The organism is Enterobacter cloacae complex sp. XAL002, assembly GCF_049236805.1.
Classification (GTDB): Bacteria; Pseudomonadota; Gammaproteobacteria; order Enterobacterales; family Enterobacteriaceae; genus Enterobacter; species Enterobacter intestinihominis.
The window spans coordinates 105,498-130,891 of the sequence record NZ_JBMKJN010000009.1 but is presented as its reverse complement, the minus strand read 5'-3'; the positions used below and the strand labels follow the sequence as shown (position 1 = coordinate 130,891).

The 25,394-nt window shown below is 58.0% G+C and carries 19 protein-coding genes; 12 read left to right on the top strand and 7 right to left on the bottom strand.

The window, feature by feature from the left end:
• The first annotated feature begins 256 nt into the window (after positions 1-256).
• From mntR to ACOT0L_RS10990, 9 genes are all read left to right on the top strand, one after another.
• Complete coding sequence (gene mntR / locus ACOT0L_RS11030; protein ID WP_022647526.1) at positions 257-730, top strand: manganese-binding transcriptional regulator MntR; 474 nt, start codon at positions 257-259, stop codon at positions 728-730.
• The gene (locus ACOT0L_RS11025; RefSeq protein ID WP_126503611.1) at positions 727-1,836 is read left to right on the top strand and encodes an anion transporter; all 1,110 of its coding nucleotides are present in this window, start codon (positions 727-729) and stop codon (positions 1,834-1,836) included. Before mntR ends, ACOT0L_RS11025 begins: the two co-directional genes overlap by 4 nt.
• Before the next feature lie 101 nt (positions 1,837-1,937).
• Positions 1,938-3,032 carry an HlyD family secretion protein gene (locus ACOT0L_RS11020; RefSeq protein WP_023305746.1) on the top strand — a complete coding sequence of 365 codons (1,095 nt, stop codon included), beginning with the start codon at positions 1,938-1,940 and terminating at the stop codon, positions 3,030-3,032.
• Entirely contained in the window at positions 3,029-4,600 is a 1,572-nt protein-coding gene (locus ACOT0L_RS11015) for a DHA2 family efflux MFS transporter permease subunit (RefSeq protein WP_022647529.1), read from the top strand. The genes ACOT0L_RS11020 and ACOT0L_RS11015 overlap by 4 nt, the downstream gene beginning before the upstream one ends.
• Complete coding sequence (locus ACOT0L_RS11010; RefSeq protein WP_022647530.1) at positions 4,600-6,123, top strand: efflux transporter outer membrane subunit; 1,524 nt, start codon at positions 4,600-4,602, stop codon at positions 6,121-6,123. Before ACOT0L_RS11015 ends, ACOT0L_RS11010 begins: the two co-directional genes overlap by 1 nt.
• Before the next feature lie 102 nt (positions 6,124-6,225).
• The gene (locus tag ACOT0L_RS11005; protein ID WP_058646138.1) at positions 6,226-7,266 is read left to right on the top strand and encodes an aldo/keto reductase; all 1,041 of its coding nucleotides are present in this window, start codon (positions 6,226-6,228) and stop codon (positions 7,264-7,266) included.
• Positions 7,267-7,427: 161 nt separating this feature from the next.
• Positions 7,428-8,804, top strand: coding sequence for a glycoside hydrolase family 1 protein (locus ACOT0L_RS11000; protein WP_126503613.1), 1,377 nt, complete (start codon positions 7,428-7,430; stop codon positions 8,802-8,804).
• Positions 8,805-8,855: 51 nt separating this feature from the next.
• The gene (locus ACOT0L_RS10995; protein WP_023299655.1) at positions 8,856-10,178 is read left to right on the top strand and encodes a PTS sugar transporter subunit IIC; all 1,323 of its coding nucleotides are present in this window, start codon (positions 8,856-8,858) and stop codon (positions 10,176-10,178) included.
• A gap of 14 nt (positions 10,179-10,192) precedes the next feature.
• On the top strand, positions 10,193-10,909 hold the full coding sequence (locus ACOT0L_RS10990; protein ID WP_015571043.1) for a GntR family transcriptional regulator: 717 nt from the start codon (positions 10,193-10,195) through the stop codon (positions 10,907-10,909).
• Between the two features lie 41 nt (positions 10,910-10,950).
• On the opposite strand, the gene ldtB is transcribed toward ACOT0L_RS10990, so the two are convergent.
• Positions 10,951-11,871 carry a L,D-transpeptidase gene (ldtB, locus tag ACOT0L_RS10985; protein ID WP_003858435.1) on the bottom strand — a complete coding sequence of 307 codons (921 nt, stop codon included), beginning with the start codon at positions 11,869-11,871 and terminating at the stop codon, positions 10,951-10,953.
• 222 nt (positions 11,872-12,093) lie between these two features.
• On the opposite strand from ldtB, the gene ACOT0L_RS10980 reads away from it, so the two are divergent.
• The gene (locus tag ACOT0L_RS10980) at positions 12,094-13,689 is read left to right on the top strand and encodes an ABC-F family ATPase (protein ID WP_022647534.1); all 1,596 of its coding nucleotides are present in this window, start codon (positions 12,094-12,096) and stop codon (positions 13,687-13,689) included.
• 92 nt (positions 13,690-13,781) lie between these two features.
• Here the strand turns inward: ACOT0L_RS10980 and ACOT0L_RS10975 are convergent, their stop codons facing one another.
• Positions 13,782-16,145 carry a TIM-barrel domain-containing protein gene (locus ACOT0L_RS10975; RefSeq protein WP_126503615.1) on the bottom strand — a complete coding sequence of 788 codons (2,364 nt, stop codon included), beginning with the start codon at positions 16,143-16,145 and terminating at the stop codon, positions 13,782-13,784.
• A 17-nt stretch (positions 16,146-16,162) separates the two neighbouring features.
• The gene (locus ACOT0L_RS10970; protein WP_023299659.1) at positions 16,163-17,464 is read right to left on the bottom strand and encodes an MFS transporter; all 1,302 of its coding nucleotides are present in this window, start codon (positions 17,462-17,464) and stop codon (positions 16,163-16,165) included.
• Between the two features lie 285 nt (positions 17,465-17,749).
• Here ACOT0L_RS10970 and ACOT0L_RS10965 point away from each other — a divergent pair, with 285 nt between their 5' ends.
• On the top strand, positions 17,750-18,823 hold the full coding sequence (locus ACOT0L_RS10965) for a LacI family DNA-binding transcriptional regulator (protein ID WP_032676354.1): 1,074 nt from the start codon (positions 17,750-17,752) through the stop codon (positions 18,821-18,823).
• Here the strand turns inward: ACOT0L_RS10965 and ACOT0L_RS10960 are convergent.
• The 4 genes from ACOT0L_RS10960 to ACOT0L_RS10945 all read right to left on the bottom strand — a co-directional run bounded on the left by ACOT0L_RS10960 (position 18,820) and on the right by ACOT0L_RS10945 (position 24,545).
• The gene (locus tag ACOT0L_RS10960; protein ID WP_126503617.1) at positions 18,820-20,076 is read right to left on the bottom strand and encodes a DUF1479 domain-containing protein; all 1,257 of its coding nucleotides are present in this window, start codon (positions 20,074-20,076) and stop codon (positions 18,820-18,822) included. The two genes, ACOT0L_RS10965 and ACOT0L_RS10960, sit on opposite strands and share 4 nt — an antisense overlap.
• Positions 20,077-20,226: 150 nt before the next feature.
• Positions 20,227-21,042 carry a Cof-type HAD-IIB family hydrolase gene (locus tag ACOT0L_RS10955; RefSeq protein ID WP_023299662.1) on the bottom strand — a complete coding sequence of 272 codons (816 nt, stop codon included), beginning with the start codon at positions 21,040-21,042 and terminating at the stop codon, positions 20,227-20,229.
• A 166-nt stretch (positions 21,043-21,208) separates the two neighbouring features.
• On the bottom strand, positions 21,209-23,641 hold the full coding sequence (locus ACOT0L_RS10950; protein ID WP_126503619.1) for a formate C-acetyltransferase/glycerol dehydratase family glycyl radical enzyme: 2,433 nt from the start codon (positions 23,639-23,641) through the stop codon (positions 21,209-21,211).
• A 4-nt stretch (positions 23,642-23,645) separates the two neighbouring features.
• The gene (locus ACOT0L_RS10945) at positions 23,646-24,545 is read right to left on the bottom strand and encodes a glycyl-radical enzyme activating protein (protein ID WP_126503621.1); all 900 of its coding nucleotides are present in this window, start codon (positions 24,543-24,545) and stop codon (positions 23,646-23,648) included.
• 127 nt (positions 24,546-24,672) lie between these two features.
• Between ACOT0L_RS10945 and fsa the strand changes: the two genes are divergently transcribed.
• Positions 24,673-25,335, top strand: coding sequence for a fructose-6-phosphate aldolase (gene fsa, locus ACOT0L_RS10940; RefSeq protein WP_108367364.1), 663 nt, complete (start codon positions 24,673-24,675; stop codon positions 25,333-25,335).
• The last annotated feature ends 59 nt before the right edge of the window (positions 25,336-25,394 follow it).

Here is a 25,394-nt window from a genome sequence, read left to right as displayed (position 1 = left end):
GAGTCCTCAACATGCTTCTTCTATGTGTTTAAACTTTTCTCAAAGCTGAAAACCCCTTTTAAGATAGCGACACTTTTGAGCCACTCAAGATTTTTACTGTATGTAACTCATTGATTTGTTAGATAGATAAATGATTTAACAGGCTATATTGTATAGCTATGGCTAATTCGTTAATTTTTTGTGCTTGTAGAGCTATGGTTTACAATGTGCGCTCCGTTACAGGGCGCTGGAAGCGTCAACCCATTGAGGAAGCACAATGAACCGTCGCGCAGGTAAGCCAACAACAAAAAAAACGACGCAACTGGTGAACGTTGAAGAGCATGTGGAAGGCTTCCGTCAGGTGCGTGAGGCGCACCGCCGGGAGCTGATTGATGATTATGTCGAACTGATCTCTGATCTGATTCGTGAAGTTGGAGAAGCGCGCCAGGTGGATATGGCCGCACGCCTGGGGGTGTCGCAGCCAACCGTTGCCAAAATGTTAAAACGTCTGGCGTCGGTCGGGCTGATCGAGATGATCCCCTGGCGCGGGGTGTTTCTCACCGCTGAAGGCGAAAAGCTGGCGCAGGAGAGCCGCGAGCGCCATCAGATCGTCGAGAATTTTTTACTGGTGCTTGGCGTCAGCCCGGAAATTGCCCGTCGGGATGCCGAAGGTATGGAACACCACGTCAGCGAAGAGACGCTGGTGAAGTTCCGCGAATTTACGCTCAAATATGGCCCCGCCGCTGAATGAACATCCCCGGCTTGCAGGCCCTGAAACGCGATCGTTTTTTCCATCTTTTACTTATCACTGGCGTTGGGCTCAGCGTCTTTGTGCCCTTCACGCCGCACACCTGGCCGGCGGCCATAGACTGGCGCACCATTATTACCCTGAGCGGTTTGATGATGCTCACCAAAGGCGTAGAGCTGAGCGGCTATTTTGACGTGCTGGGGCGCAAAATGGTGCGCCGCTTCGCCACCGAGCGCAAACTGGCTCTGTTCATGGTCTTTTCGGCGGCGCTGCTGTCGACGTTCCTCACTAATGACGTAGCGCTGTTTATCGTGGTGCCGCTTACGCTCACGCTGCGTAAGCTGTGCGAAATACCGGTTACCCGTCTGATTATCTTTGAAGCGCTGGCCGTCAATGCAGGCTCGCTGCTCACGCCGATCGGTAACCCGCAGAACATTCTGCTGTGGGGACGCTCCGGCCTGTCGTTTATCGCATTTACCTGGCAGATGGCGCCGCTGGCGCTGGCGATCGTGGCGACGCTGCTGGTGGTGGGCTGGTTTGCTTTCCCGAATAAATCGTTGCAGTACCACAGCGGTACCACCGGCCCCCAGTGGCAGCCGCGTCTCGTCTGGAGCTGCCTGGGACTGTATATCGTTTTCATTACCGCGCTGGAGTTAAACCAGGCGCTGGCGGGCGCGCTGCTGGTGGCGTGTGGCTTCCTGTTCCTCGCCCGGCGGGTGCTGGTGAGCGTTGACTGGACGCTGCTGCTGGTGTTTATGGCGATGTTTATTGACGTCCATCTACTGATCCAGCTCCCGGTATTGCAGACCGTTCTCCATAGCGTCAGCGGTCTGTCGCAGACGGGACTATGGCTGACGGCGATTGGTCTCTCGCAGGTGATCAGTAACGTGCCGTCCACCATTTTGCTGCTTAACTATGTTCCCCCAACGGTACTGCTGGCGTGGGCGGTCAACGTCGGCGGCTTTGGGCTGCTGCCCGGCTCGCTGGCCAACCTCATCGCCCTGCGGATGGCCAACGATCGCCGCATCTGGTGGCGCTTCCATTTATGGTCAATCCCGATGCTGCTCTGGTCTGCGGCGGTCGGTTTCGGACTATTCCTTCTCATATAGTGCGCAATTTGTCAGTTTTTCCTGGCAAATGTATAGCAACGTCCTAGCTTTAGTGAACGGCATAGTGTGATGCCGCTCACTGACAGGACCGTTGCTGAACTATGGCAGAAGATCAAAATCCACCTGCTGACGAGCAGGATCAAAACAATAACGAGCGCAAGCGCCCGGGCAAAAAACCGTTAATTATCCTTGGCATCGTGGTCATCGTGATGGTGATCGTGGCGCTGGTCTGGTGGTTTTTAACCCGTAACGAAGAGACCACCGACGACGCCTTCACCGACGGCGACGTAGTGACCATTGCCCCAAAAACGGCAGGCTACGTTACCGAACTTCGCGTGCGGGATAACCAGCGTGTAAAGAAAGGGGATGTGCTGGTGGTGATCGATCCGCGTGATACCACCGCCCAGCGCGATCAGGCTCAGGCCCAGCTTGGGCTGGCGGTTGCGCAGTTGCATCAGGCGCAGGCGCAGCTGGCGCTCTCGAAGGTGCAATATCCCGCCCAGCGCGATGAAGCCAAAGCCCAGGTACTGAAAGCCCAGGCGGATATGACCAACGCTCAGGCGGAGTACCGCCGTCAGCGCGGCGTTGACCCCCGCGCGACCACACAACAAAGCATCGATGCCGCGAACGCTCAACTGCGGAGTGCCCAGGCGGGTCTGGCCAGCGCGCAGGCGCAGCTGGAGGTGGCGGAGCAAGTCCAGCTGCAAATCCGCCAGCAGGAGACTAACGTCGAAGCCCGCGAACGGCAGGTCGATCAGGCCAGAGCGCAGTTGGAAACCGCCAACCTGAACCTCTCTTATACCGAAGTCCGCGCCCCGTTCGACGGTTTTGTCACCAAACGCAACGTCCAGCCTGGTACGCTGGTGCAGGCAGGCACGGCACTGTTCTCGCTGGTTTCCCCGAACGTGTGGGTGGTGGCGAACTTCAAGGAGTCGCAGCTTGAACGTATGAAGCCGGGCGACAAAGTGACCGTGTCCGTCGATGCCTGGCCGGATATGGCGCTCGAAGGCCATATTGACAGCATCCAGCAGGGCAGCGGCTCGCGCTTCTCCGCCTTCCCGTCGGAAAACGCCACCGGTAACTTTGTGAAGATCGTTCAGCGCGTGCCGGTGAAAATCGTCATTGATAAGGGGCTGGATCCGAACAAACCGCTGCCGCTGGGGCTGTCGGTTGAACCGAAGGTCACCGTGGAATGACGGACAGCAGCCACGAAAACTGGAAGCCCGCCAGTAACCCGTGGGCGGTGGCGATTGTGGTCACCCTGGCGGTGTTTATGGAAATTCTGGACACCACCATCGTCAACGTGGCGCTGCCCCACGTCGCGGGATCGCTCTCGGCCAGCTATGACGAATCTACCTGGGTGCTCACCAGCTACCTGGTGGCGAACGGCATCGTGCTGCCGATCTCGGCCTTCCTGAGCCGGCTGTTTGGCCGCAAGCAGTTCTTCCTGATCTGCATTGTGATGTTCACCATCTGTTCGTTCCTGTGCGGCATCGCCACCGAGCTTTGGCAAATCATCCTGTTCCGTGTGATGCAGGGCTTTTTTGGCGGCGGGTTGCAGCCCACGCAGCAATCGGTGCTGCTCGATTACTTCAAGCCGGAGGACAGGGGCAAAGCCTTTGGCCTTTCATCCATTGCCATTATCGTCGCGCCGGTACTTGGCCCGACGCTGGGAGGCTGGATCACCGATAACTACTCCTGGCGCTGGGTGTTCTTTATCAATATTCCGGTAGGGATTGTGACGGTGCTGGCCATCTATCAGCTGCTGGAAGATCCGCCGTGGGAGAAAAAGTCGGAAGAGAAGCTCACCGTCGACTGGACGGGGATCGGCCTGATCGCTCTCGGACTTGGCTGTTTGCAGGTGATGCTCGACCGGGGCGAAGATGATGACTGGTTCTATTCGAACTTTATCCGCACCTTCGCGGTACTGACGCTGGTCGGCATTATCGGCGCGATCTACTGGCTGATGTATGCCAAAAAGCCGGTGGTGGATCTGCACTGTATGAAGGATCGCAACTTTGCGATCTCCAGCCTGCTGATGGCGGGGATGGCGATGATCCTGTACGGCAGTTCGGTGGTTATTCCGCAACTGGCGCAGCAGGATTTGGGCTATACCGCCACCTGGTCCGGGCTGGTGCTCTCGCCCGGCGCGGTGCTGATTGTGCTGACTATTCCGCTGGTACTGAAGCTGATGCCGGTGGTGCAGACGCGCTGGATCATCGCCTTCGGCTTTACCTGCCTGGCGGTGTCGTTCTTCTGGTCCCGGACGCTGACGCCGGATATCGATTTCGAAACGCTGGTGCTGTTTCGCAGCGCCCAGTCGATTGGACTCGGGTTCCTGTTTGTGCCCCTCACCACCATCGCCTTTATCTCGATCCCGAGGCGGCTTAACGCCGACGCGGCGGCGCTGTTTACCATGTTCCGCAACGTGGCCGGCTCGATTGGGATTTCGCTCTCGACGGCGGCGATCACCGAGCGCTCGCAGGCGCACAGCGCGCATCTGGCTTACCACGCTTCGCCGTTTAATGAGCAGTTCCAGCTGGCGATACGCGAAAGCGCCCAGGCGATCCAGAACTTCACCACTCAGGTGGGCGATCCGACCGGCATTGCCACCGGGCGGATGTACCAGACCATGATCGAGCAGTCGCGCTTTCTGGCCTACATCGACGTCTTCACCATTCTGAGCGCGGTGGCCTTCTTACTGATTCCGTTTTGTTTGTTGCTCTCGCCGGTTAAGAGCGAGGGGAGTGCAGGAGCACACTGATGATACACAGACGTTTACACCCCCTGATGATAATGATGCTGCTGGTGGGCTGCGCCGTCGGGCCGGACTACCAACAGCCTGCACCGCCCGCCACCACGCACTGGAACGATAAGGGCGACGGCGCGGTGAAATCACAAACGTCCTCCGCGGCAACTAACCCGCGCTGGTGGAAAACTTTCGGCTCGCCGCAGCTCGACAGCCTGATTGAACGCGCCATCGCCGGAAATCTGACGCTACAGCAAACGGTATTGCGCATTGCCGGCGCGCGCGAACAGATTAACCAGGCCGGCGGGGCATTTTTCCCGTCGGTGAATGGCAATGTGCAGGCGACGCGCCAGCAGCTTGGGCTGGAAGGGGAGCTGAAATCCCACGGCGTGTATGACCAGTTGAGTAATGTCGATCCGCAGCTGCGAAGCGCGTTAGGCCCGCTGACGCAGCCGATTAACCTCTATCAGGGCAGCTTCGACGCTCAGTGGGAAATCGACCTGTGGGGCAAGGTGCGCCGTCAGGTAGAAGCGGCCGAGGCGCAGCAGCGGGCGGCGATCGAGCAGCGTAACGATGCGCTGGTCTCGCTGGAAGCCGAAGTGGCGCGGGCGTGGCTACAGCTGCGAGGGGCGCAGAGCATCATTGCCACGCTTAATACGCAAATTGAAAGCGCGCAGCAGACGCTGGATCTGACCGAAAGCCGCCAGCGGGGCGGGCTGTCACCGCAGATGGACGTAGAAAACGCCCGGGCGCAGCTGGGCAATCTTGAAGCCCAATTGCCGCAGTATCAGGCGCAGGAACGCCAGGCGATGAACGGGCTGGCCATCCTGCTCGGCAAACCGCCGGGGGCGCTGGATGCCGAATTACAATCCGTGCAGCCGATGCCAGCGTTGCCGGATATTGTGCAAACCGGCATTCCGTCAACGCTGGCGCGTCGGCGCCCGGACGTGCGCGAAGCTGAGGCGAACCTCCATGCCGCCACGGCGCAAATTGGCGTCTCGGTAGCCGAACTGTTCCCAAGCTTCACCCTCTCCGGGCAGTTTGGCCTGCGTAACAGCGAATCCGGCTGGCTGACCGACTGGAGCAGCCACTTTTACAGCTTCGGTCCGCAGGTCTCCATCCCCATCTTCCAGGGCGGTCGGCTGGTCTCCAGCGTCAAGGTGGCCCGCGCACAGCAAGGGGCGGCGGTGCTGGACTACCGTCAGACGGTGCTGACGGCGCTCGGCGACGTTGAAAACGCGCTGGTGAGCTATCGCACTGACCAGCAGCGTGAGGCGGGCCTGGCGAAAACCATCGACGCGCTGCAAAACGCTTTTGATCTCGCCAGCGACAGCTACCGGCAGGGGATCGCCAGTTTTATTGACGTGCTGGACGCCCAGCGTCAGCTCGCTCAGGCCGAACAGCAGCGGGCGCAGGCGCAGGTGCAGAGCGCGCTTGACCTGGTGGCGCTCTACAAAGCCCTCGGCGGCGGCTGGGAGCCGTATCAGCAGGTTCAGCTGCCAGACTACAGCGTCTTTGGCGATGCCCCGCGCGGATAGATTCAGAGGATTGGGCAAGAAACGGACAGGAACGCCACATTCGCGATGGCTGGGGGGCGGGTATAACTAACAGACACCCAATCGACATGCGAGGAAAGCGTTATGCGTTATCAAAAACTGGGCAATACCGGACTGTTTGTTTCTGAACTCTGCCTCGGCACCATGACCTTCGGCGGCGAGGGCGGCATGTGGGGCAAGATTGGCCAGCTAAGGCAAAACGAAGCCGAGCAGCTGGTGGGCCGCGCACTGGACGCGGGCATCAACTTTATCGACACTGCCGACGTCTATTCGGAAGGACGCTCGGAGGAGATCCTCGGGCAGGCGCTGAAAAACCTGAACGTTCCACGTGAAAACGTGGTGGTCGCCACAAAGGTGTTTGGTGAAACGGGCACGGCGGGAGTGAACTCACGCGGCGGCTCGCGCTATCACATTATCGACAGCGTAAAGAACAGCCTGCGCCGCCTGCAGCTCGATCATATCGATCTCTATCAGCTGCACGGTTTCGACCCCGCGACCCCCATTGAGGAGACGCTTTACGCACTGGATAACCTTGTGCAGCACGGTCACGTGCGATACATCGGCGTCTCGAACTGGACTGCGTGGCAGATTGCCAAAGCGCTCGGTATTTCTGAACGTCTTGGGCTGGCGCGTTTCGCATCGTTGCAGGCGTATTACACCATTGCCGGACGTGACCTGGAGCGCGAGCTGGTGCCGATGATGCAGAGCGAAGGCGTCGGATTGATGGTCTGGAGCCCGCTGGCGGGCGGCCTGCTGAGCGGAAAATACGGTCGTGACGGGCAGAGCGAAACCGGAGGCCGCCGTCTGGAATTTGACTTCCCGCCGGTGAATAAAGATCGCGCCTTCGACTGCGTGGACGTAATGCGCGTCATTGCCGAGCGTAGGGGCGTCTCCGTGGCGCAAATCGCGCTGGCATGGCTGCTGCATCAAAAAGCGGTGACCAGCGTCATTATTGGTGCGAAACGCGTCGATCAGCTGGACGATAATATTGCCGCCACCGGGATCCGCTTAAGCGAAGACGAGCTTAAACAGCTTGATGCCGTCAGCGCGCTGCCGCGCGAATATCCAGGCTGGATGCTGGAGCGGCAGGGGGAATACCGTCGTAGTCAGCTCGCGCAGCAGTAACCTTCCTTTTCCCCGGTGGCGCTTCGCTTACCGGGGCTACTATCTCTGGTCTTTATTTCAACCCACCTCACAAAAAATGCTCCTTCTCTTTGCCTGATGTTTCATCTCGATCTATATGACTAGTCATGAAATTTAAATGACTAGTCATATAGGGAGCAACCATGGACAAATCACTGCCAGCCAGCTTTTTATGGGGCAACTCGGTATCCAGCATGCAGACGGAAGGGGCATGGAATGAGGGCGGGAAGGGGATGTCGGTATATGACATTCGGGAAGCAGGAGAAAACATCTCCGACTGGAAAGTGGCGACCGACTCCTACCACCGCTACCGGGAAGATTTCGATCTGATGCAGGATCTGGGCATGAACTGCTACCGCTTCCAGATCTCCTGGAGCCGCGTCTGCCCGCAGGGTGACGGCGAGTTCAACGCCGAAGGTATCGCGTTTTACGACCGCTTTATTAACGATCTGCTCGCCCGCGGTATTGAGCCGATGGTCTGCCTCTACCACTTCGATATGCCGCTGGCGCTGGCGCAGGAGTACAACGGCTTCAACGACCGCCGGGTGATGGAGGCCTTTATCCGCTACGGCAAGAAGATGATCGACTGCTACGGCGATCGCGTGAAGTACTGGCTGACCTTCAACGAGCAGAACATTTTCCATATGCCGGAAGCTTTTCGCATTTCCGGTTACATGAAAGGCGAGCAAACCCTGCGCGAGCTGTATGAGCTTCAGCACCATGCGATGGTGGCGCACATGACTCTGACCGAATACCTGCACCAGACTAAGCCAGGCAAGCTGATGGGCGGCATGCTGGCGCACCAGCTGATTTATCCAGCCACCTGCAAACCGCGCGATATCTTCTGCGCCCAGCAGTACGACGAATTCCTCAACCAGAACCTGCTGCGCGTCTTCGCGGGACAGGGCTACAGCCCGGCGGTGATGGCGGTGGTGGAGCAGGAGGGCTTCGGTGATATCTACCGCGCAGACGATCTCGCGCTGTTTGCGCGCACGAAGAACGACTTTATGGCCTTCAGCTATTACGCCAGCAAAACGCTGGACAGCGATGCCATCCCGGAAGGCACGCCGGTGAACCATTACCTGCTGCATGGCGAGAAAAATAACCCGTACCTGAAAGCCACCGAGTGGAACTGGCAGATCGACCCGCTGGGCTTTCGCACCATCATCACCCGCTATGCCAACGACTGGCGGATGCCGGTATTCCCGATTGAAAACGGCATCGGCGTGATCGAGTCCTGGGACGGGGTAAACCCGATCGAGGACACCTACCGCATCGACTACCACCGGGCGCACATCGAGGCGATGAAAGCGGCAATATTCGAGGACGGGGCAGAGGTAATGGGCTACCTCGGCTGGGGCTTAATCGACATTCTCAGCTCGCAGGGTGACATGCGTAAGCGCTACGGCGTGGTCTACGTCAACCGTGAAAATCACGACCTGAAAGACCTTAAGCGCGTGCCGAAGAAGAGCTACGCGTGGTTAAAACAGGTTATCCATACTAACGGACGCGAGATGTAAGCCGTACGCTGCCGGGCCGTTTTTGTGACTGATTGATGGGAATACTCCGCTATGTCTGAAACAAAAATAACACCGCACATGCAGTCTTTTGTCGATAAATTTGTTGAGTTCTCGGCGCGCCTGGCAAACCAGGTACACCTGCGATCCCTGCGGGACGCTTTCGCCACGGTGATGCCGATTTTCATCCTCGCCGGTCTGGCGGTGCTGGTGAACAACGTCGTGTTTCCATGGGTGCTGGAAGGCGACACGCTCACGCAGTTTAAGGTGTGGGGCGAGGCGATTATCAACGGCACGCTGAACATCGCCGCGCTGCTGCTGGCACCGATGATCGCCTGGTCGCTGGCGCGTAACAAAGATTTCGACAATCCGGTCTCGGCAGTGGTTATCGCCGTCAGCAGCTTCATCATCATGATGCCGATGCGCTTACAGATTACGCCTGTCGGCAGCGACGCCACGGTGAACGTCACCCAGGTGCTGACGTTCGCCAATATCGGCTCGACCGGGATTTTCGCCGGGGTGCTGATTGGGCTGCTCTCAACCGAGCTGTTTATCGCCATTTCACGGCTGAAGGCGCTGCACATTTCGCTGGGGGAGAACGTGCCTCCGGCGGTGAGCAAATCCTTTACCGCGCTGATCCCGACGATCCTCACGCTCTCCCTGTTTGCGGTGCTGGCGGCCATACTGGCGAACGTGCTGCATACGGATCTGATCCATCTCATTACGACATTCATTCAGCAGCCGCTGCGGCTGATCAACACCAGTCTGCCCGGGACGATCTTCATTTACAGCTTCGGTAACTTCCTGTTCACGCTCGGTATTCATCAGTCGGTAGTCAACAGCGTGGTGCTGGAGCCGTTTCTGCTGATCAACACCAACGAGAACATGCTGGCCTTTGCCAACGGCCAGCCGATCCCACACATCATCAACAACATTTTTGTGCCGACCTTTGGCATGGTGGGCGGGACGGGCAGCACTATCTCATTGCTGATCGCTATCTTCATCTTCTCAAGACAGAAATCAGCGAAGCAGGTGGCGCGTCTGTCACTGGCGCCGGGTCTGTTCAACATCAACGAGCCGGTGATTTTCGGCCTGCCGATTGTCTTTAACCTGCCGCTGATGATCCCGTTTGTGCTGCTGCCCGCCATCGGGATTTACTTTGCGTGGCTCTGTACCACGCTGGGTCTGATGTCGCGCTGCGTGGTGATGATCCCGTGGACCACGCCGCCGATCCTCAGCGCCTGGCTGGCGACGGCGGGGGACTGGCGGGCGGTGGTGGTGCAGTTGGCAATCATCGTATTTGGTGTATTCTTCTACCTGCCTTTCCTCAAGGTGGCCGAGCGAGTGGCCGTGAAAAACAGCGGGACAGAAAACTAATTTAAGGAAGGAAGATGGCGGCGAAGTACATCACCATAGCGCGGGAAATTAAGAAACGCATTATTACCCAGCAGTACGCCGCCAATGAACCGCTGCCGGACCAGTTCGCGCTGGCGGCGGAATTCAGCACCAGCCGGATGACCATTCAGCAGGCGATGCGTCAGCTGATCGTAGAAGGGCTGGTCTATACCCGGCAGGGACAGGGCACGTTCATCCGCAAAAATTTCCTCCAGCTTTCCCAGTGGGATCTCTCCGGCAGCGACTACTTTGGGGCGACCAAAACCTGGGAACATTTAGGCACGGTGACGAGCCAGGTGGTGCACTTCGAACTTCGCTTCCCGAACGAGAAAGAGCAGGCCTCGCTGATGATAAATCCGGATACGCCGATCTATGACTTCATTCGTCTGCGTTTACTCAACGGTGAGCCGATGTCCCTGGACGCCACGGTGATGCCGCTCAATCTGGTGCCCGGCCTGAACAAAACCCATCTTGAAAGTTCGGTATTCCGGTATGTGCAGGAGACGCTGGGGCTGAAGATCATGGGATCGTATCGTGTGGTGCGGGCGCTGAAGCCCAGTGCGCTGGATATGCAGCATCTGGTCTGTGAGCCAACCGACCCGGTGCTGGAGGTCGAGCAGGTGATCTATCTGGAAGATGGTACGCCGCTGGAGTACGCCCATTGTCACTATCGCTATGACCATGGCGGCATCGTTATTGTGAATAACGGATAAAAAAAAGCGGGCCTCGAGGCCCGCTTTGTTCGTGCTCGCGATTAGTTCAAACGCACCGGCATACCGGAACGGTTCTGAATCGCCTGGTCAACGATGGTCGTGTCAACATCCGCCTGAGAGGTAACGGACTGCACCGCGCTGGTCAGCTTAATCGGTACGATTTCGTTGTTGTTGATCTGATCTTCGCTGGTGGACAGCGGGTTATGCACTTCAATGTAACGGCTGCCGTCCGGCTCTGACGTCGCTTTCACCGGTTCGTTAATGAACTGCACGCGCGTACCGACCGGCACGTTATCGAACAGGAATTTGATGTCTTCATTACGCAGACGTACGCAGCCGTGGCTTACGCGCAGGCCGATACCGAAGTTGGCGTTAGTACCGTGGATGGCATACAGACGACCAATGTACAGCGCGTACAGACCCATCGGGTTATCCGGGCCAGCAGGCACAACGGCCGGCAGCGGTTCACCGGCAGCAATGTACTCAGCGTGCATTTTGGCGGTCGGCGTCCAGGTTGGGCCCGCTTTCTTACGCTCCACTTTGGTGGTCCAGTTCAGCGGGGTGTCTTTACCCAGCTGACCGATACCGATAGGCAGAACGATCACGGTGTTAGTGCCTTTCGGGTAGTAATACAGACGCATTTCGGCGCTGTTAATCACGATACCTTCGTGCACGGTATCCGGCAGGATCAGCTGCTGTGGAATGTTGAGTACGGTACCCGCTTTCGGCAGATACGGGTCAACGCCCGGGTTCGCTTCCAGCATGTTAGACAGGCCGAGCTGATACTGCGCCGCGAAGTATTCCAGCGGCTGAGTGTTACCTTCCGGAACCGTCACCACCTGGTTTTCACCCACCAGACGGCTTCCGTCTGTCGGCAGGGGATACGTCACCGCAGACGCGGTCTTACAAAAACCTACTACGGCTAACGCCGCCGCAAAAAGCGTTGTTAATTTCATGTTCATGTTATGCGAGGTATCTAAGCCATTCTGGCGATGAGTTGAGAAGTCTGAATCTGTAATGGGAGCGCATTATATGTGCATTCCCGTTAACTGGGAATTCAGATGTGTACGAAATCACATTTTTTTCGATTTTGTTAAAGTTTAGTGGATTACCGCAACACAGGATCTCAATTCGGAATTGTGGCATAATGCCGCGTTTATCACACTTTTCGCAGGAATCTCTCCGTGTTAGTTACCAGCAACGTCACTATGCAGTTTGGCAGTAAGCCGCTGTTCGAAAATATTTCCGTCAAATTTGGCGGCGGCAACCGTTACGGCCTGATTGGTGCCAACGGTAGCGGAAAATCCACCTTTATGAAGATCCTCGGCGGTGACCTGGAGCCGACGCTGGGCAACGTGTCGCTCGACCCGAACGAGCGTATCGGTAAGCTGCGTCAGGATCAGTTCGCCTTCGAAGAGTTCACCGTGCTCGACACCGTGATCATGGGGCATGCGGAGCTGTGGGAAGTGAAGCAGGAGCGCGATCGTATCTACGGTCTCGCTGAGATGAGCGAAGAAGACGGTTACAAAGTGGCCGACCTGGAAACGCAGTACGGCGAAATGGACGGTTATTCTGCGGAAGCGCGTGCGGGCGAACTGCTGCTGGGCGTCGGCATTCCTGTTGAACAGCACTATGGTCCGATGAGCGAAGTTGCGCCAGGCTGGAAGCTGCGTGTGCTGCTGGCGCAGGCGCTGTTCTCTAATCCAGACATCCTGCTGCTCGACGAACCGACCAACAACCTGGACATCGACACCATCCGCTGGCTTGAGCAGACGCTGAACGATCGCGACAGCACCATGATCATCATCTCGCACGACCGTCACTTCCTTAACATGGTGTGTACGCACATGGCGGATCTGGATTACGGCGAGCTGCGCGTTTATCCGGGCAACTATGATGAGTACATGACGGCGGCAACCCAGGCGCGTGAACGTCTGCTTGCCGACAACGCCAAGAAGAAAGCGCAGATTGCGGACCTGCAATCCTTCGTCAGCCGCTTCAGCGCTAACGCCTCTAAATCACGCCAGGCAACGTCGCGTGCCCGTCAGATCGACAAAATCAAGCTCGAAGAGGTAAAAGCCTCCAGCCGTCAGAACCCGTTCATTCGCTTCGAGCAGGACAAGAAGCTGTTCCGTAACGCGCTGGAAGTGGAAGCCCTCACCAAAGGCTTCGATGAAGGCCCGCTGTTCAAAAACTTCAACCTGCTGCTGGAAGTGGGCGAGAAGATTGCTATCCTGGGTGCCAACGGCGTGGGTAAATCCACTATGCTGAAAACTCTGGTGGGCGAAATGCAACCGGATAACGGTACCGTGAAATGGTCTGAAAATGCGCAGATTGGTTACTACGCGCAGGACCATGAATATGAGTTCGAAAACGATCTGACCGTCTTCGACTGGATGAGCCAGTGGAAGCAGGAAGGCGACGACGAGCAGGCGGTACGCAGCATTCTGGGGCGTCTGCTGTTCAGCCAGGACGACATCAAAAAGCCCGCCAAAGTGCTCTCCGGTGGTGAAAAGGGCCGTATGCTGTTCGGCAAGCTGATGATGGAAAAACCGAATATCCTGGTGATGGACGAACCAACCAACCACCTGGATATGGAATCGATCGAATCCCTGAACATGGCGCTGGAGATGTATCAGGGCACCCTGATCTTCGTCTCTCACGACCGTGAGTTCGTCAGCTCCCTGGCGACCCGCGTGATCGAAATCACGCCAGAGCGCGTGGTGGACTTCACCGGTAACTACGAAGATTACCTGCGCAGTAAAGGTATCGAGAGTTAAAAAAATAGCCGGGTGGCGGCTTCGCCTTACCCGGCCTACGTTCTATCACCTCTCCCTGTGGGAGAGGGTTAGGGTGAGGGCATCAGGCCGCACTAAACCACCCACTCGCCCCCTTCAACCCCGTTCACCCGCAGCGTACGTTTTTCCCCCGTCGGTAATGACACCTTCAGTGCCTTCCATGCCGGACGATAGTCGCCGCGCGCATTCACCTTCAGGTTGATACTTGCGCCGTCGCACACCATCTCCCATTCCACCCACAGCGCATTGCCGTTCAGGTAGCCCCAGCTTTCGCCGTCATCCTCAAACAGCAGCCCGGAGGTGGTGCCGACGCCTTTCACCGGGAACAGTTTTAGCTCACGGGTAACGTCTTTATCGGCGCTCACGTGACGGATGCGTTCGCTGAGCGGCAAACCGGCCCCTGCGCGCACCAGAAGCGGCAGCTTTTCCAGCGGCGCATCAAGGACGATCGATTGCCCGCCCGCATACCACGTGTGGGTGTAAAAATCGTACCAGCCGGTTTCGTTATCCGGCAGCCAGACGCGGCGCTCGCGCTGCCCGGCTTCGACGACGCTGGCCACCAGCAGGTCACGGCCCAGCAGGAAGTCGTCGCACTCTTCAAAGGTCTGCGCATCGTGCTCATGATCGAGGAAGGTCGGGCGCAGCATCGGCTCGTCGTCGGCGTGCGCCTGCCAGAGCAGGGTGTAGAGGTACGGCAGCAGGCGATAGCGCAGTTCAATGGCGCTGCGAATCGCAGGGGTCACGCCCGGGTACATCCACGGTTCGTTCACGGTGCGATCGTCATTCCACGAGTGGATGGTAAAGCGCGGATGCATCACGCCGTTTTGTACCCAGCGCACGAACAGCTCGGCATCCGGCTTGTCGCCGGAGAAACCGCCGACGTCGTGACCGACGTTGAACAGTCCGGACAGGCTCATGCCCAGGCCCATGCGGATGTTATAGCGCAGGGTGTCCCAGTTGGTACGGTTGTCGCCGCTCCAGGTCTGAACGTAGCGCTGCATTCCGGCACAGCCGGAGCGGGAGATCAGATACGGACGTTTATCCGGCGCAAAGCGCTGCTGTGCTTCCAGCGAGGCGCGCATCATCAGCAGCGGCATCACCGGGCGAATATGCTTGATGGCGATCTCCTGGCCGAAGCCATAGCAGCGCGCTTCCCCGTCCCACACTTCATACTCGTTGTTGTCGTTCCAGGTGGAGTCGATGCCCATCTCCAGCAGCTGCGTGGTCACGCCGTTCTGCCACCACTGCACCGTCTGCGGGTTGGTGAAATCGAGATGCGATCCTTCGTCATCCCAGAAGCTGGAACGTTCAGGCGCATCGGTTTCTGAATCGCGAATGAACAGGCCGCGTTCCGCCACTTCGCCGTAGCGGGGATGATCCTGCAACAGACACGGCTTGATGTTTGCCGCAAGCCGCAGCCCCGCGTCGTGGAACGCCTGGCTCATCACCTTCGGCTGCGGCACTTTGTCGTAGTTCCAGTTAAAAACGTAGCGCTTGCCGTTAATCGAGGTATAGCCGGAGGAGAGCTGGAACGAGTCGCACGGAATGGCATGCTCATCGCACAGGCGGATGAAGTTCATCAGCTGGTCCTGCGCGTCCGGCGCGTCGGTGTAGTGCATGGTTGAGCCGCTGTAGCCCAGGCTCCACTTCGGTCCGAACAGCGTATTCCCCGTCAGGCGCACGAAGGCTTTCGTCACGTCCAGCACGCGCTTGCCGGTGAAGAGGTAGTAGTCAATATCGCCCGCTTCCGCCTGCCAGCGGCGGTAGGCGGTGTGATAGTTGTCGATCTCGTTACCCAGATCCAGCCAGCAGCTGCTCAGGTTATCGTAGAACAGGCCGTAGCTCACGTCATCGCGACGGGTGAGGGTGAACGGGATGTGCTTGTACAGCGGATCGGTGCTGGCGGCGTTATAGCCCATCGCGTCCAGGTTACGCATCTCATAGCGTTTGCCGTTACGCTGTAAATCCCCCGCTTTCTCACCCAGACCGTAAAAACGTTCATCCTTGCGACGGCTGAGATAGTGCGCCACGCCGTCACCGTGGGCATTGAGCAGGTAGGCGCTGGTGGGACGGTCGTTAACCAGCGGCTGCCACTCGCCCGCTTCATTGCGGTAGTGCCACTCCAGCCACAGGGGCTGGTGGACGGTGACGCGCAGTTGTTCGGTCGCTACGGTTAACGCATCGCCCTGCTGCGTCAGTGTCCAGGCCGGGCAGGTGAAGCCGCTGACATCGTCGCGACGGCGGCCTTCCCACGGTACGTCTTGTTCCGGCGCGATGCTCCAGGTGCGGTCCAGCGCCAGCTGGCCTTTACGCTTGATCAGCACGCGGAACAGATTCTCTTCCAGCACATACAGGCACAGACGGTGCTGGTTATCCACCAGCAGTTCCAGATGATTCGCTGACTGCGTATCGATGGTCCAGTTTTTCAGGGTTTTCATATGCAATACATCCACTATCAGGCGCGCTTGGCGCGACGTTCAGCAATAAATGCCACCAGGAAGAAAGCGCCAATCAGGTCAAAGAAGCCCATGGCGATAAAGAGCGGGTTGAAGCCGATTTTGTCGGCGGTCACCCCAATCAAAAGAGAGAACAGGAAGCTGGCGATCCACGCCGCCGAGCCGCGCATGCCGTTAACCGTCGCCATCTGGCCCTTGTCGAACGACTCCACGACCAGCGCGCTCAGCATGCAGGAGATGATCTGGTGGCCGAAACCGCCGATGGAGATCAGCACGATGGTGATATACGGGTCGCGGGTCACGGCCACAACGGCCAGAGAAATCATCAAAAACGCGCCGGTCACTGAACTTGCCACCACCGAGTTGACGCGGGTGCAGCCGAACCAGCGGGTATAAAGCCGGGTGAGGTAGCCGCTCGCCACGCTGCCGAGGTCGGCGGCGAGGAACGGCAGCCAGGCGAACATCGCGATCTGTTTCAAATCCATGCCGTGCTCTTTGGCGAGGTAAAGCGGCACCCAGAAGCTCAGCACCGCCCAGGCGGGTTCCGCCATAAAGGCCGGAATGGCGATACCGTAGAACCGTTTGTTCTTCGAGACGGTTTTCAGCGCGGTCAGAAAGGGCAGCCTGACCGGTGCGGGTTCGTTATCCTGTTTGATAAACGCCAGCTCGTCGCGGCTCAGGTTCGGGTGCTGCTCCGGGTTGTGATAGAAGATCCACCACAGGATCACCCACAGCAGCGCCAGTACGCCGGTAAACATAAACGCACCCTGCCAGCCGAACGACGCATGAGCGAAGTAAATGATTGGCGGAGCCAGCATCGCACCGATGGAGAAGCCCACGCCCGCCCAACCGGCGGCAACAGGACGCTCTGATTTCGGGAACCATTCACCGATGGTTTTGGCGTTCGCTGGCGTGGCGGCGGCTTCGGACGCGCCCATAAAGAAGCGCAGGATCGCGAGATGCAGCCAGCTCCCGGCACCTGCGTGGAAGATACACATCAGCGCCCAAATCCCGGCGCAGACCATAAAGCCAATCTTGAGGCCGATAACGTCAATCAGCCAGCCGCAAAGGGGCTGGAAAATGGTATAGGCGATCTGGAACGCGCCGACGATCCACGAGTATTGCTCGGTGGTGATACCAAGGCTCTCTTTCAGCTCGGGGGCGAGAATACCTAACGAGTTACGGGTGATGTAGTTTACGGTCACGCCAAGAAGAAACAGCACCAGTACGTACCAGCGCAGATTCTTAATGACGCGACGGGTTTTGCTTGTCGCAACGGTGTTGTTGATGTCCTGACTCATTTTCTTCTCCACAAGACGGACGGTAAGGGACAAAGGTTCAGATGTCACACAGCGTCAGGCGTTTGAAAGTTATCTGTTTTAGAGTGCTAAGCTGCTATACAACTAGTATGGAAGTTGTGTGACAGGTTCACCTTAAGAGAGAAATTGAGCAGGAAATAGTGGATTTTGTGCAAACTTTCTCATAACCGAGGTTTAATTTTCGGCATTATGGCCTTCTCGCAAGTTATTACCTGATAAAGATGTTGTGAAAATTTTTTCATTTCACATCCGGAGCCAGATCACAAAATGGATAAAAGGCTTAAAATCACCGAAATCGCCGCCCGTACCCGGCTCTCCATCAGCACCGTTTCCCGCGTGCTGGCGGGGAAGGCAAACACCAGCGAAAAAGCACGGGCAACGGTGCTGGCATGCGCGCGGGAGCTGGGGGTAATAGAGGGCATGGCGGCGGGGCGTCTGTTGCTTAACAGCCTGATGGTGTTTGCCCCGCAGCGGGCGTTTGACGAGCGGTCTGACATCTTTTATTACCGCGTCATCCAGAGCGTGAGCAAAGGGCTGGCCTCGCACGAGGTTCGCCTGCGTTACTGTGCGCTGGAGGAGAACGACAGCGACGCCCAGCTGTTTCTGGCCCGCATGAACGAAGTGGACACCCAGGCGGCGATCCTCCTCGGTATCGACGATCCGCATATCCACGATCTGGCGGTAGACGTGGGCAAACCCTGCATGCTGATTAACTGCCGGGACCGCCACATGCGCCTGCCCGCCGTCGCGCCGGATCACCGCGCCATTGGCGAGCGGGCGGCGGAGTACCTGTTCGAGATGGGGCACCGGGAGGTGATGAATGTGCTGTGTTTGCGTCGCTATACCATGGAGCTGCGCCTGTCGGGGATCCGCGACGCGTGGCACGGCCATAACCTCAGGTTTAGCGACCGGCGCGATCTGCTGATGGTGCCAAGCTTTAGCGCCAAAGAGACGGAGCAACTGGTGAGTGAGTGGCTTCACCAGCAAAAAGGGAAAGATCTGCCGACGGCGTTCCTGGTGGGCGGCGACTTTATGGCGGCGGGAACCATCAGCGCCCTGCAAAAACACGGTCTGCGCGTGCCGCAGGATGTCTCGGTGATGAGCATCGACGGCTTTAATCTCGCGGCGATTCAGGATGTGCCTCTGACGGCGGTGCATGTCCCGCGCGATGAGCTGGGAACAGAAGCGGTATATATGCTCCAGCAGCGGCTGATGCGCCCGGACGCGCCGGTCGGAACATTGCTGCTGAACGGCACGCTGGCCGTGCGGGAATCGGTACGGCGGATACGTCAGGGAAAACGACGCACCGCCGTTGAGCGGGAAGGGCTTTACGACAGTTAAGCCATGCCCAGCGCGCGCTTGCCGTGGATGTTCAGATCGTTCACGGTGAAACGGTCCTGCCAGCTTTTCTCATAATCCTCGCGCGGGAAATCTCCCGGTGACGCGCCGGTTTCCAGCGCTTCCTTGACCTTTTTCGCGTAGGCGAGGTTTTTCTCGCACATCGGCGCGGCAGGAATATACATCACGTTGCCCCAGCCCTGTTGGTTTTCCACCGGCGCGACCGAGTGGATCACATCGCAGTGCCACCAGACAGAATCACCGGCTTCCAGCGCGGGAATGCTGGTCAACGCTTCGATGAGCAGCGGATGCCACTTCTCAGAAATCGGCAGCACGCGCCCCGGCGCCACGCCGCACAGTTCGTCTTCCGGCACGTCGTCCAGTAGCGGACGCAGCAGAATGTAAGCCATCGCTTCCGGGATCGGCACCACGTGCAGCAGCCCCTGGCCGGGGATCATGTCCGACAGTGCCGTCCAGCCCTGGAAGGTGCGGAACACGGAGCATTTGGTGGTGTTATCCACCGTGTACTCTTCCACCTCGGTACGGTGCGCAGCATTCCACGGATCGTATTTCTCAACGTTGCCGTCAAACACGCGGGCAAAGACCTGCTGATAAGCGGGCAGCAGCCAGCGCTCCAGCGCGCCGGAATCGGTGTGTGCGCCAAGTCCTTTCGAGGTTGTTCCTGGTGGGCGGCGGCGAATGCGGTCCGGATAAATTACGCTCACGTCCGGGTCGAACCACTGCTTACCGTTGCTCTCAAATGTCCATAAACGATTCAGGAACGACTGTACCTGTGCCATCTCTCCACTCTGGCGCGCCTGCATTTGCGCCTGAGACCAGTAGATCGGATAAATCTCCGGGCGAGAGGCCGTTAAGGTGCCGAAGAAGTTATCGCCGGGTCCTTTGTAAACCTCGTCAAACTTATTCAGATCGAGGTAGTCGAGCATCGATTGATCCCATGCCAGCGCCTGCTCGCGCGGGAAGTGGCCTTTGATCACCGCGCAGCCGCGACGTTTAACCGCTTCGCGCTGTTCGGCGGTGATCGTACCGTTTTTCACATCCGTAAAGGGGATTACCGGCCATACGGATTCACCTTTATTTTTAAGGGCATTAATTTCCGCCACGCGGGCGGCGATTTTGTCGCTAAGCCGGTCGAACACTGCCTGCACGTCACCGATCTGGGCCCGTAGCGCGCGTTTCATCTGACGAATTGCCGCTTTGTGGTCCGCTGGCAACGTTTCGCTGGTAAAGGTCATAACTGCCTCGCATCTTTCATTCGAAAGTAAAAGTGTCTACAAGTGATACTTTAAGTTAAAAATAAGTTAATGCAAGTTTAAAACCTTGACGGGCGCCACAGGATGGAAAAAGAGTGAAGGGGCCGGAGTGAGGCTCCGGCAGGTAGGGGATCAGACGTCGAACGGGGAGTGGGCGTCGAGCACGGCCTGAATCACATTCAGCGCGCCCTGATGGTTGTTATCGTCGGTAGTGTAACGGCTGACCGCTTTAATGCTTTCTGCCGCATTGCCCATCGCAAATGAATATTTCACCAGCTTCAGCATTTCCGCATCGTTGCCGCTGTCGCCAATGCCGACGCACGCCTGCGGGGAGACTTTCCAGCGTTTCAGCAGACGACTGATGCCGTTGGCTTTGTGCAGGCCCGGGATAATCAAATCGACAAAACCGAAGCCGCTGGTAACCGGCTTCATGATGCCGTCCAGGGAGACATGCAGTTTATCTACCAGGTTCGGGATATCGCTGTCCGGCAGGTTCAGGGAGAATTTAAACAGCACGTCGTCAATGTCGCGGTAATCGCTGATGGGTTTTAAGCGATGGTAGTGTTTCGACATCAGCTTCACGAACGCTTCTGGAGCCTTATCGCTGACGTACGCGCTCTCCAGCCCGCAGGCCACAAAATTCAGCCCTTTGTCTTTCAGTAGTTCACCAATGACGATCTGCGACTCATGACGCGTTAGCTCACCGTGGAAAATCTGTTCGCCGTGGTCGAACACCAGCGCGCCGTTTTCCGCGACGAAGGAGATCTGATCTTTCAGCTCCGGGAAAAAGGAGATGAGCTGGTAATACTGGTTGCCGCTGGCGACAACAAATTCGATGTTACGGGCTTTAAGCTGCTCAAACTGTGCCTGGAAGCGGTCACGATCGTACTGCTTGGCATCATCAAGGAAAGTTCCGTCCATATCGGTGACGATAACTTTTACGGTCATACTGTGCTCCTGGGTCACTGCGTTTTGAAACATTCTAATAACAAGGTGACGGGGAGCACAAATTTAATTTCGAATGAAAGTCAGAAAGCCGGGTGGCGGCTTCGCCTTACCCGGCCTACGGGGAGACAATGTAGGCCCGGTAAGCGAAGCGCCACCGGGCGTTTTTTTACAGTGTATGCTCGGTACGGGCAATAATATCGTCCTGCGCATCAGGTGACAGGGCGGTGAAGAACGCCGAGTAACCCGCGACGCGCACCACCAGGTCACGATACTGATCAGGGTGTTTCTTCGCTTCCAGCAGCGTTTCGCGCGAGACAATGTTGTACTGAATATGCCAGCCCTTATGCACCTCGAAGAAGGTGCGCAGCAGCACCATCAGCTTCTGGCGATCGCTGTCGTTTTCCAGCGTCGACGGGTTCAGCTTCTGGTTAAGCAGCACGCCGCCGAGGATCGCTTCCGTCGGCAGTTTACCCACGGAGCCAATCACCGCCGTCGGGCCGAGGTGGTCGGTACCGGAGGCCGGGCTTGCCCCTTCCGCCAGCGGGGTGTGCGCTTTACGTCCGTCCGGCGTCGCCATGGTTGCTGCGCCAAACGGCACGTTTGCGGAGATAGACGACGTGCCCGCGTAGTAGTTACCCCCAATCGGGCCACGGCCGTAGCGTGGGTTGTGATACTGCTTCAGCTCTTCAATGTAGGTTTCGTAGGCACGGGTCAGCAGCAGGTCCACGCTGTCGTCGTCGTTGCCGTACTTCGGCGCGCCGTTGATCAGGCGCTGGCGCAGCTGCTCGTGGGTCAGCCCCTCGAAGTCATCCGCCAGCGCCGCCGCCAGCTGTTGCTGACCGATAACGCCCTGGTCAAACACCAGCTTCTTCACCGCGGCCAGGCTGTTACCGAGGTTGGCGATCCCCACCTGAAGGCCGGAAACCCAGTCATACTTCGCGCCGCCCTGCTTAATGCTTTTCGCGCGTTCGATGCAGTCGTCCACCAGCGCCGAGCAGAGAATATCGTGGACGTTCTCTTCCAGCATGGTGTCCACCACGTACTCGATCTCAATAGATTTGCGGGTGTAGTAGCGGATCTGGTTATCCCACGCCGCCATCACTTCGTCGAAATTGCCAAAATTACCGGCCGAAAGCGCTTTTTCCTGCGGCAGGAATACCTGGCCGCTGGTGGCATCGCGACCGCCTTCCAGCGCTGCCAGCATCACGCGGGCGAAGTTGATAAAGCTCATGCCGGTGCAGCGATAGCCCCACTTTCCGCCGACGGCGGTTTCGATGCAGCCAATCGCCGCATAGTCATACGCGTCCTCTCGTTCCACGCCGAGCTTGATAAATTCCGGGATGACGATTTCATCGTTGTTAAACGCCGGCATCCCGAAGCCGCAGCGGATCACCTGCACGCAGGCGTCGAGGAAGTCGTTGCTCATGCCAGCGTGGTAGCGCACGCTCAGGTTTGGCTGGGTGGAGCGCAGACGGCCGCAGGATTCCAGAATTGCGTAGGAGAGCGGGTTGACCGCGTCCATTGGCTCGCCGTTGACCAGCTTCTGGCCGCCAATGGTGACGTTCTGATACAGCGGGCTGCCCGCAGAGGCTTTGGAGTGCGAGCCGGAGCGGATTTTGTTCACTTCCAGCAGCTTCAGCCAGCAGCTGTGCAGCAGCTCGATGGCGTGCTCGCGATCCAGGCTCTGGTCCAGCTCCACGTCGCGGCGATAGTACGGGTAAAGGTACTGGTCCATACGGGCAAAGGAGACGGAGTGACCGTTGGACTCAATTTGCAGGATCAGCTGAATGAAGTAGCACAGCTGTAGCGCCTGCCAGAAGCTTTTTGGCGGCTGGTGGGCGATGATGTCGCAGTTTTCCGCCATCGCCAGCAGCTCGTCGCGGCGGCTGTCGCGGGTTTCGCTGGCGGCCATCTCACGTGCCAGATCGGCGAAGCGCCTGATGTGCAGGCTTACGGCTTCCAGCACGATATCAATGGCTTTCAGGAACTGATCGCCGTGCAGATCGTCCAGTACCGTCAGGTTGATGCGCGAGCGGCGCTCGGCTACTTTCGCGCGCAGGCCGTCGAGCCCTTTCTCCAGCACCAGCGGGAAATTCACCGCCAGGTGTGCGTCGCCTGAGGTCATGTTGCCTTCCGCTTTGATGATGCCGGTTTCCAGCAGGCCCTTCTGCTCGTCGGTAAACATACCGTAGCAGCGATCCTGTACCGTCTGGCCGCGCCACCACGGGCAGATTTCATGCAGAACGCGTTTATTCTCTTCGCTCACCGCAAAGCCTGCACCTGGACGGTCCGCCAGATCGTCAATCTCTTTCTCAATCCAGGAGACGGTATATTCCGGGAAGATCGGCGCGGCACGCACTTCGCTGGCCTGGTTACCGATAATCAGCTCATCGTGCTTGATCCAGATGGTGCGTTTTGCCAGGTGGTGGGCGAGGGCCAGCGCGCGACGTACCGGGATCGGCTTGTCCAGATGCTGCTGGTACATTTCGGTATAGTGCTGCGCGCGTTCGGTACAGACCGGCGGCTTAACGATATGCACCAGAGCCGTTTTGTGCGCCTTGATGCGCTCGCTGAGGGTGTTGAGATTCAGGGTGGTCATAAGTTTATCCTCGTAAGGTCGCGGTTAACCCTTTCTGGCAGGCATACTGCTGCGCGAAGTCCAGCAGGGCAGGGTTATCCAGCGGTTTGTCAGGGGCAGAGTAGGGTTGGCCGAGCAGGGTGTATTTGTTCATGCCCAGCGTGTGATACGGCAGAAAATGAATATCGTGAACGCCGAGTTCGTCGGCGGCGAAATTGGTAATGGCGGTAACCGACGCTTCATCGGCGTTAAAGCCCTGGATCAGCGGCACGCGAATGGTGATCTTCTTCCCGACGGTAGCCAGGCGCTTCAGGTTGTCCAGGATCCGCTTAGCAGAGCCATCGGTCCACTGCTTGAACACCTCGCCGTCGACATGTTTCAGGTCCGCCAGGAACAGATCGACATACGGCAGTGAAGGCTCGATATAATGCCAGGGCACGTGAAGGCAGGTTTCAACCGCAGTATGAATGCCTTGTTCATGGCTGGCTTTAAACAGGGCGTGCGCCAGGTCAGGATTCATAAACGGCTCGCCGCCGGAAAGGGTGATCCCGCCGCCGCTGCGGTCGTAGAAGGGCTTGTCGCGTAGCACGGTGGCCATAATCTCCTCCACCTGCTTCTCTTCACCGCAGACGGTAAGCGCCTGCGTCGGGCAGCAGTCGGTGAGGGCAGTGAGCGTCTTTTCACTTAATTTTTCACGATGGATGATCAACCCGTTCAGCGCACGTTCAACACACCCTGGCGCGGCCTGCTGACACAGGTCACAGCCGTCCAGACACAGACGGGCGTCAAACAGGACGTCCCGCGTGCGGGAGCGGCTTTCCGGGTTCTGGCACCAGCGACAGCCCAGCGAGCAGCCTTTCAGGAACACCACGGTTCGAATACCGGGGCCGTCGTGGGTGGAGTAACGCTGTATGTTGAAGATCATTTTTTTGCCCTCTAATTACATATGAAGATTAAATTACTTTCGAATGAAAGTTATCTTGATATGGGTCAATTCATGAGCAGGTTTTCTCGTGATAGGGTAAATGCAGGCTAATTTTGAGGGTGACATCATGGAACTTTATCTCGACACATCTGACGTTGCGGCAGTCAAAAAGCTGGCGCGTATCTTCCCGCTGGCGGGCGTGACCACTAACCCAAGCATTGTGGCGGCGGGTAAAACGCCTCTGGAAGAACTGCTGCCCGCGCTGCACGACGCGCTGGGCGGCAAGGGCCGGCTGTTCGCCCAGGTGATGGCGAAGACCGCCGAGGGGATGGTGGAAGACGCACGTAACCTGCGCGCGATAATCAATGACCTGGTGGTGAAAGTGCCCGTGACCGCTGAAGGGCTGGCGGCGATCAAAATGCTGAAAGCAGAAGGGATCCCGACGCTGGGTACCGCGGTATACGGCGCAGCGCAGGGGATGCTCTCCGCGCTGGCGGGTGCTGAGTATGTGGCCCCTTACGTGAACCGCGTGGACGCGCAGGGCGGGGACGGGATCCAGACGGTGATTGAACTGCAACAATTGCTGACGCTGCACGCACCGCAGTCAAAAGTGCTCGCCGCGAGCTTTAAAACCCCGCGCCAGGCGCTGGACTGCCTGCTGGCAGGGTGCGAGTCCATCACGCTGCCGCTGGACGTGGCGCAGCAGTTTATTACCTCTCCGGCAGTAGATGCGGCAATTGTGAAGTTTGAGCAGGACTGGCAGGGGGCGTTTGGGCGGACGTCTATTTGATGCTGTTGCCGGGTGGCGCTGACGCTTACCCGGCCTACGATTTTCTCCCTCTCCCTGTG

Coding starts and splice junctions, on each gene's coding strand:
- ACOT0L_RS11000 (WP_126503613.1), top strand. CDS start 7,428: ATGGACAAATCACTGCCAGCCAGCTTTTTATGGGGCAACTCGGTATCC.
- ACOT0L_RS10970 (WP_023299659.1), bottom strand. CDS start 17,464: ATGAGTCAGGACATCAACAACACCGTTGCGACAAGCAAAACCCGTCGC.
- ACOT0L_RS11015 (WP_022647529.1), top strand. CDS start 3,029: ATGACGGACAGCAGCCACGAAAACTGGAAGCCCGCCAGTAACCCGTGG.
- ACOT0L_RS11020 (WP_023305746.1), top strand. CDS start 1,938: ATGGCAGAAGATCAAAATCCACCTGCTGACGAGCAGGATCAAAACAAT.
- ACOT0L_RS10975 (WP_126503615.1), bottom strand. CDS start 16,145: ATGAAAACCCTGAAAAACTGGACCATCGATACGCAGTCAGCGAATCAT.
- ACOT0L_RS11025 (WP_126503611.1), top strand. CDS start 727: ATGAACATCCCCGGCTTGCAGGCCCTGAAACGCGATCGTTTTTTCCAT.
- ACOT0L_RS10950 (WP_126503619.1), bottom strand. CDS start 23,641: ATGACCACCCTGAATCTCAACACCCTCAGCGAGCGCATCAAGGCGCAC.
- ACOT0L_RS10955 (WP_023299662.1), bottom strand. CDS start 21,042: ATGACCGTAAAAGTTATCGTCACCGATATGGACGGAACTTTCCTTGAT.
- fsa (WP_108367364.1), top strand. CDS start 24,673: ATGGAACTTTATCTCGACACATCTGACGTTGCGGCAGTCAAAAAGCTG.
- ACOT0L_RS10995 (WP_023299655.1), top strand. CDS start 8,856: ATGTCTGAAACAAAAATAACACCGCACATGCAGTCTTTTGTCGATAAA.
- ldtB (WP_003858435.1), bottom strand. CDS start 11,871: ATGAACATGAAATTAACAACGCTTTTTGCGGCGGCGTTAGCCGTAGTA.
- ACOT0L_RS10965 (WP_032676354.1), top strand. CDS start 17,750: ATGGATAAAAGGCTTAAAATCACCGAAATCGCCGCCCGTACCCGGCTC.
- ACOT0L_RS11005 (WP_058646138.1), top strand. CDS start 6,226: ATGCGTTATCAAAAACTGGGCAATACCGGACTGTTTGTTTCTGAACTC.
- ACOT0L_RS11010 (WP_022647530.1), top strand. CDS start 4,600: ATGATACACAGACGTTTACACCCCCTGATGATAATGATGCTGCTGGTG.
- ACOT0L_RS10960 (WP_126503617.1), bottom strand. CDS start 20,076: ATGACCTTTACCAGCGAAACGTTGCCAGCGGACCACAAAGCGGCAATT.
- mntR (WP_022647526.1), top strand. CDS start 257: ATGAACCGTCGCGCAGGTAAGCCAACAACAAAAAAAACGACGCAACTG.
- ACOT0L_RS10945 (WP_126503621.1), bottom strand. CDS start 24,545: ATGATCTTCAACATACAGCGTTACTCCACCCACGACGGCCCCGGTATT.
- ACOT0L_RS10990 (WP_015571043.1), top strand. CDS start 10,193: ATGGCGGCGAAGTACATCACCATAGCGCGGGAAATTAAGAAACGCATT.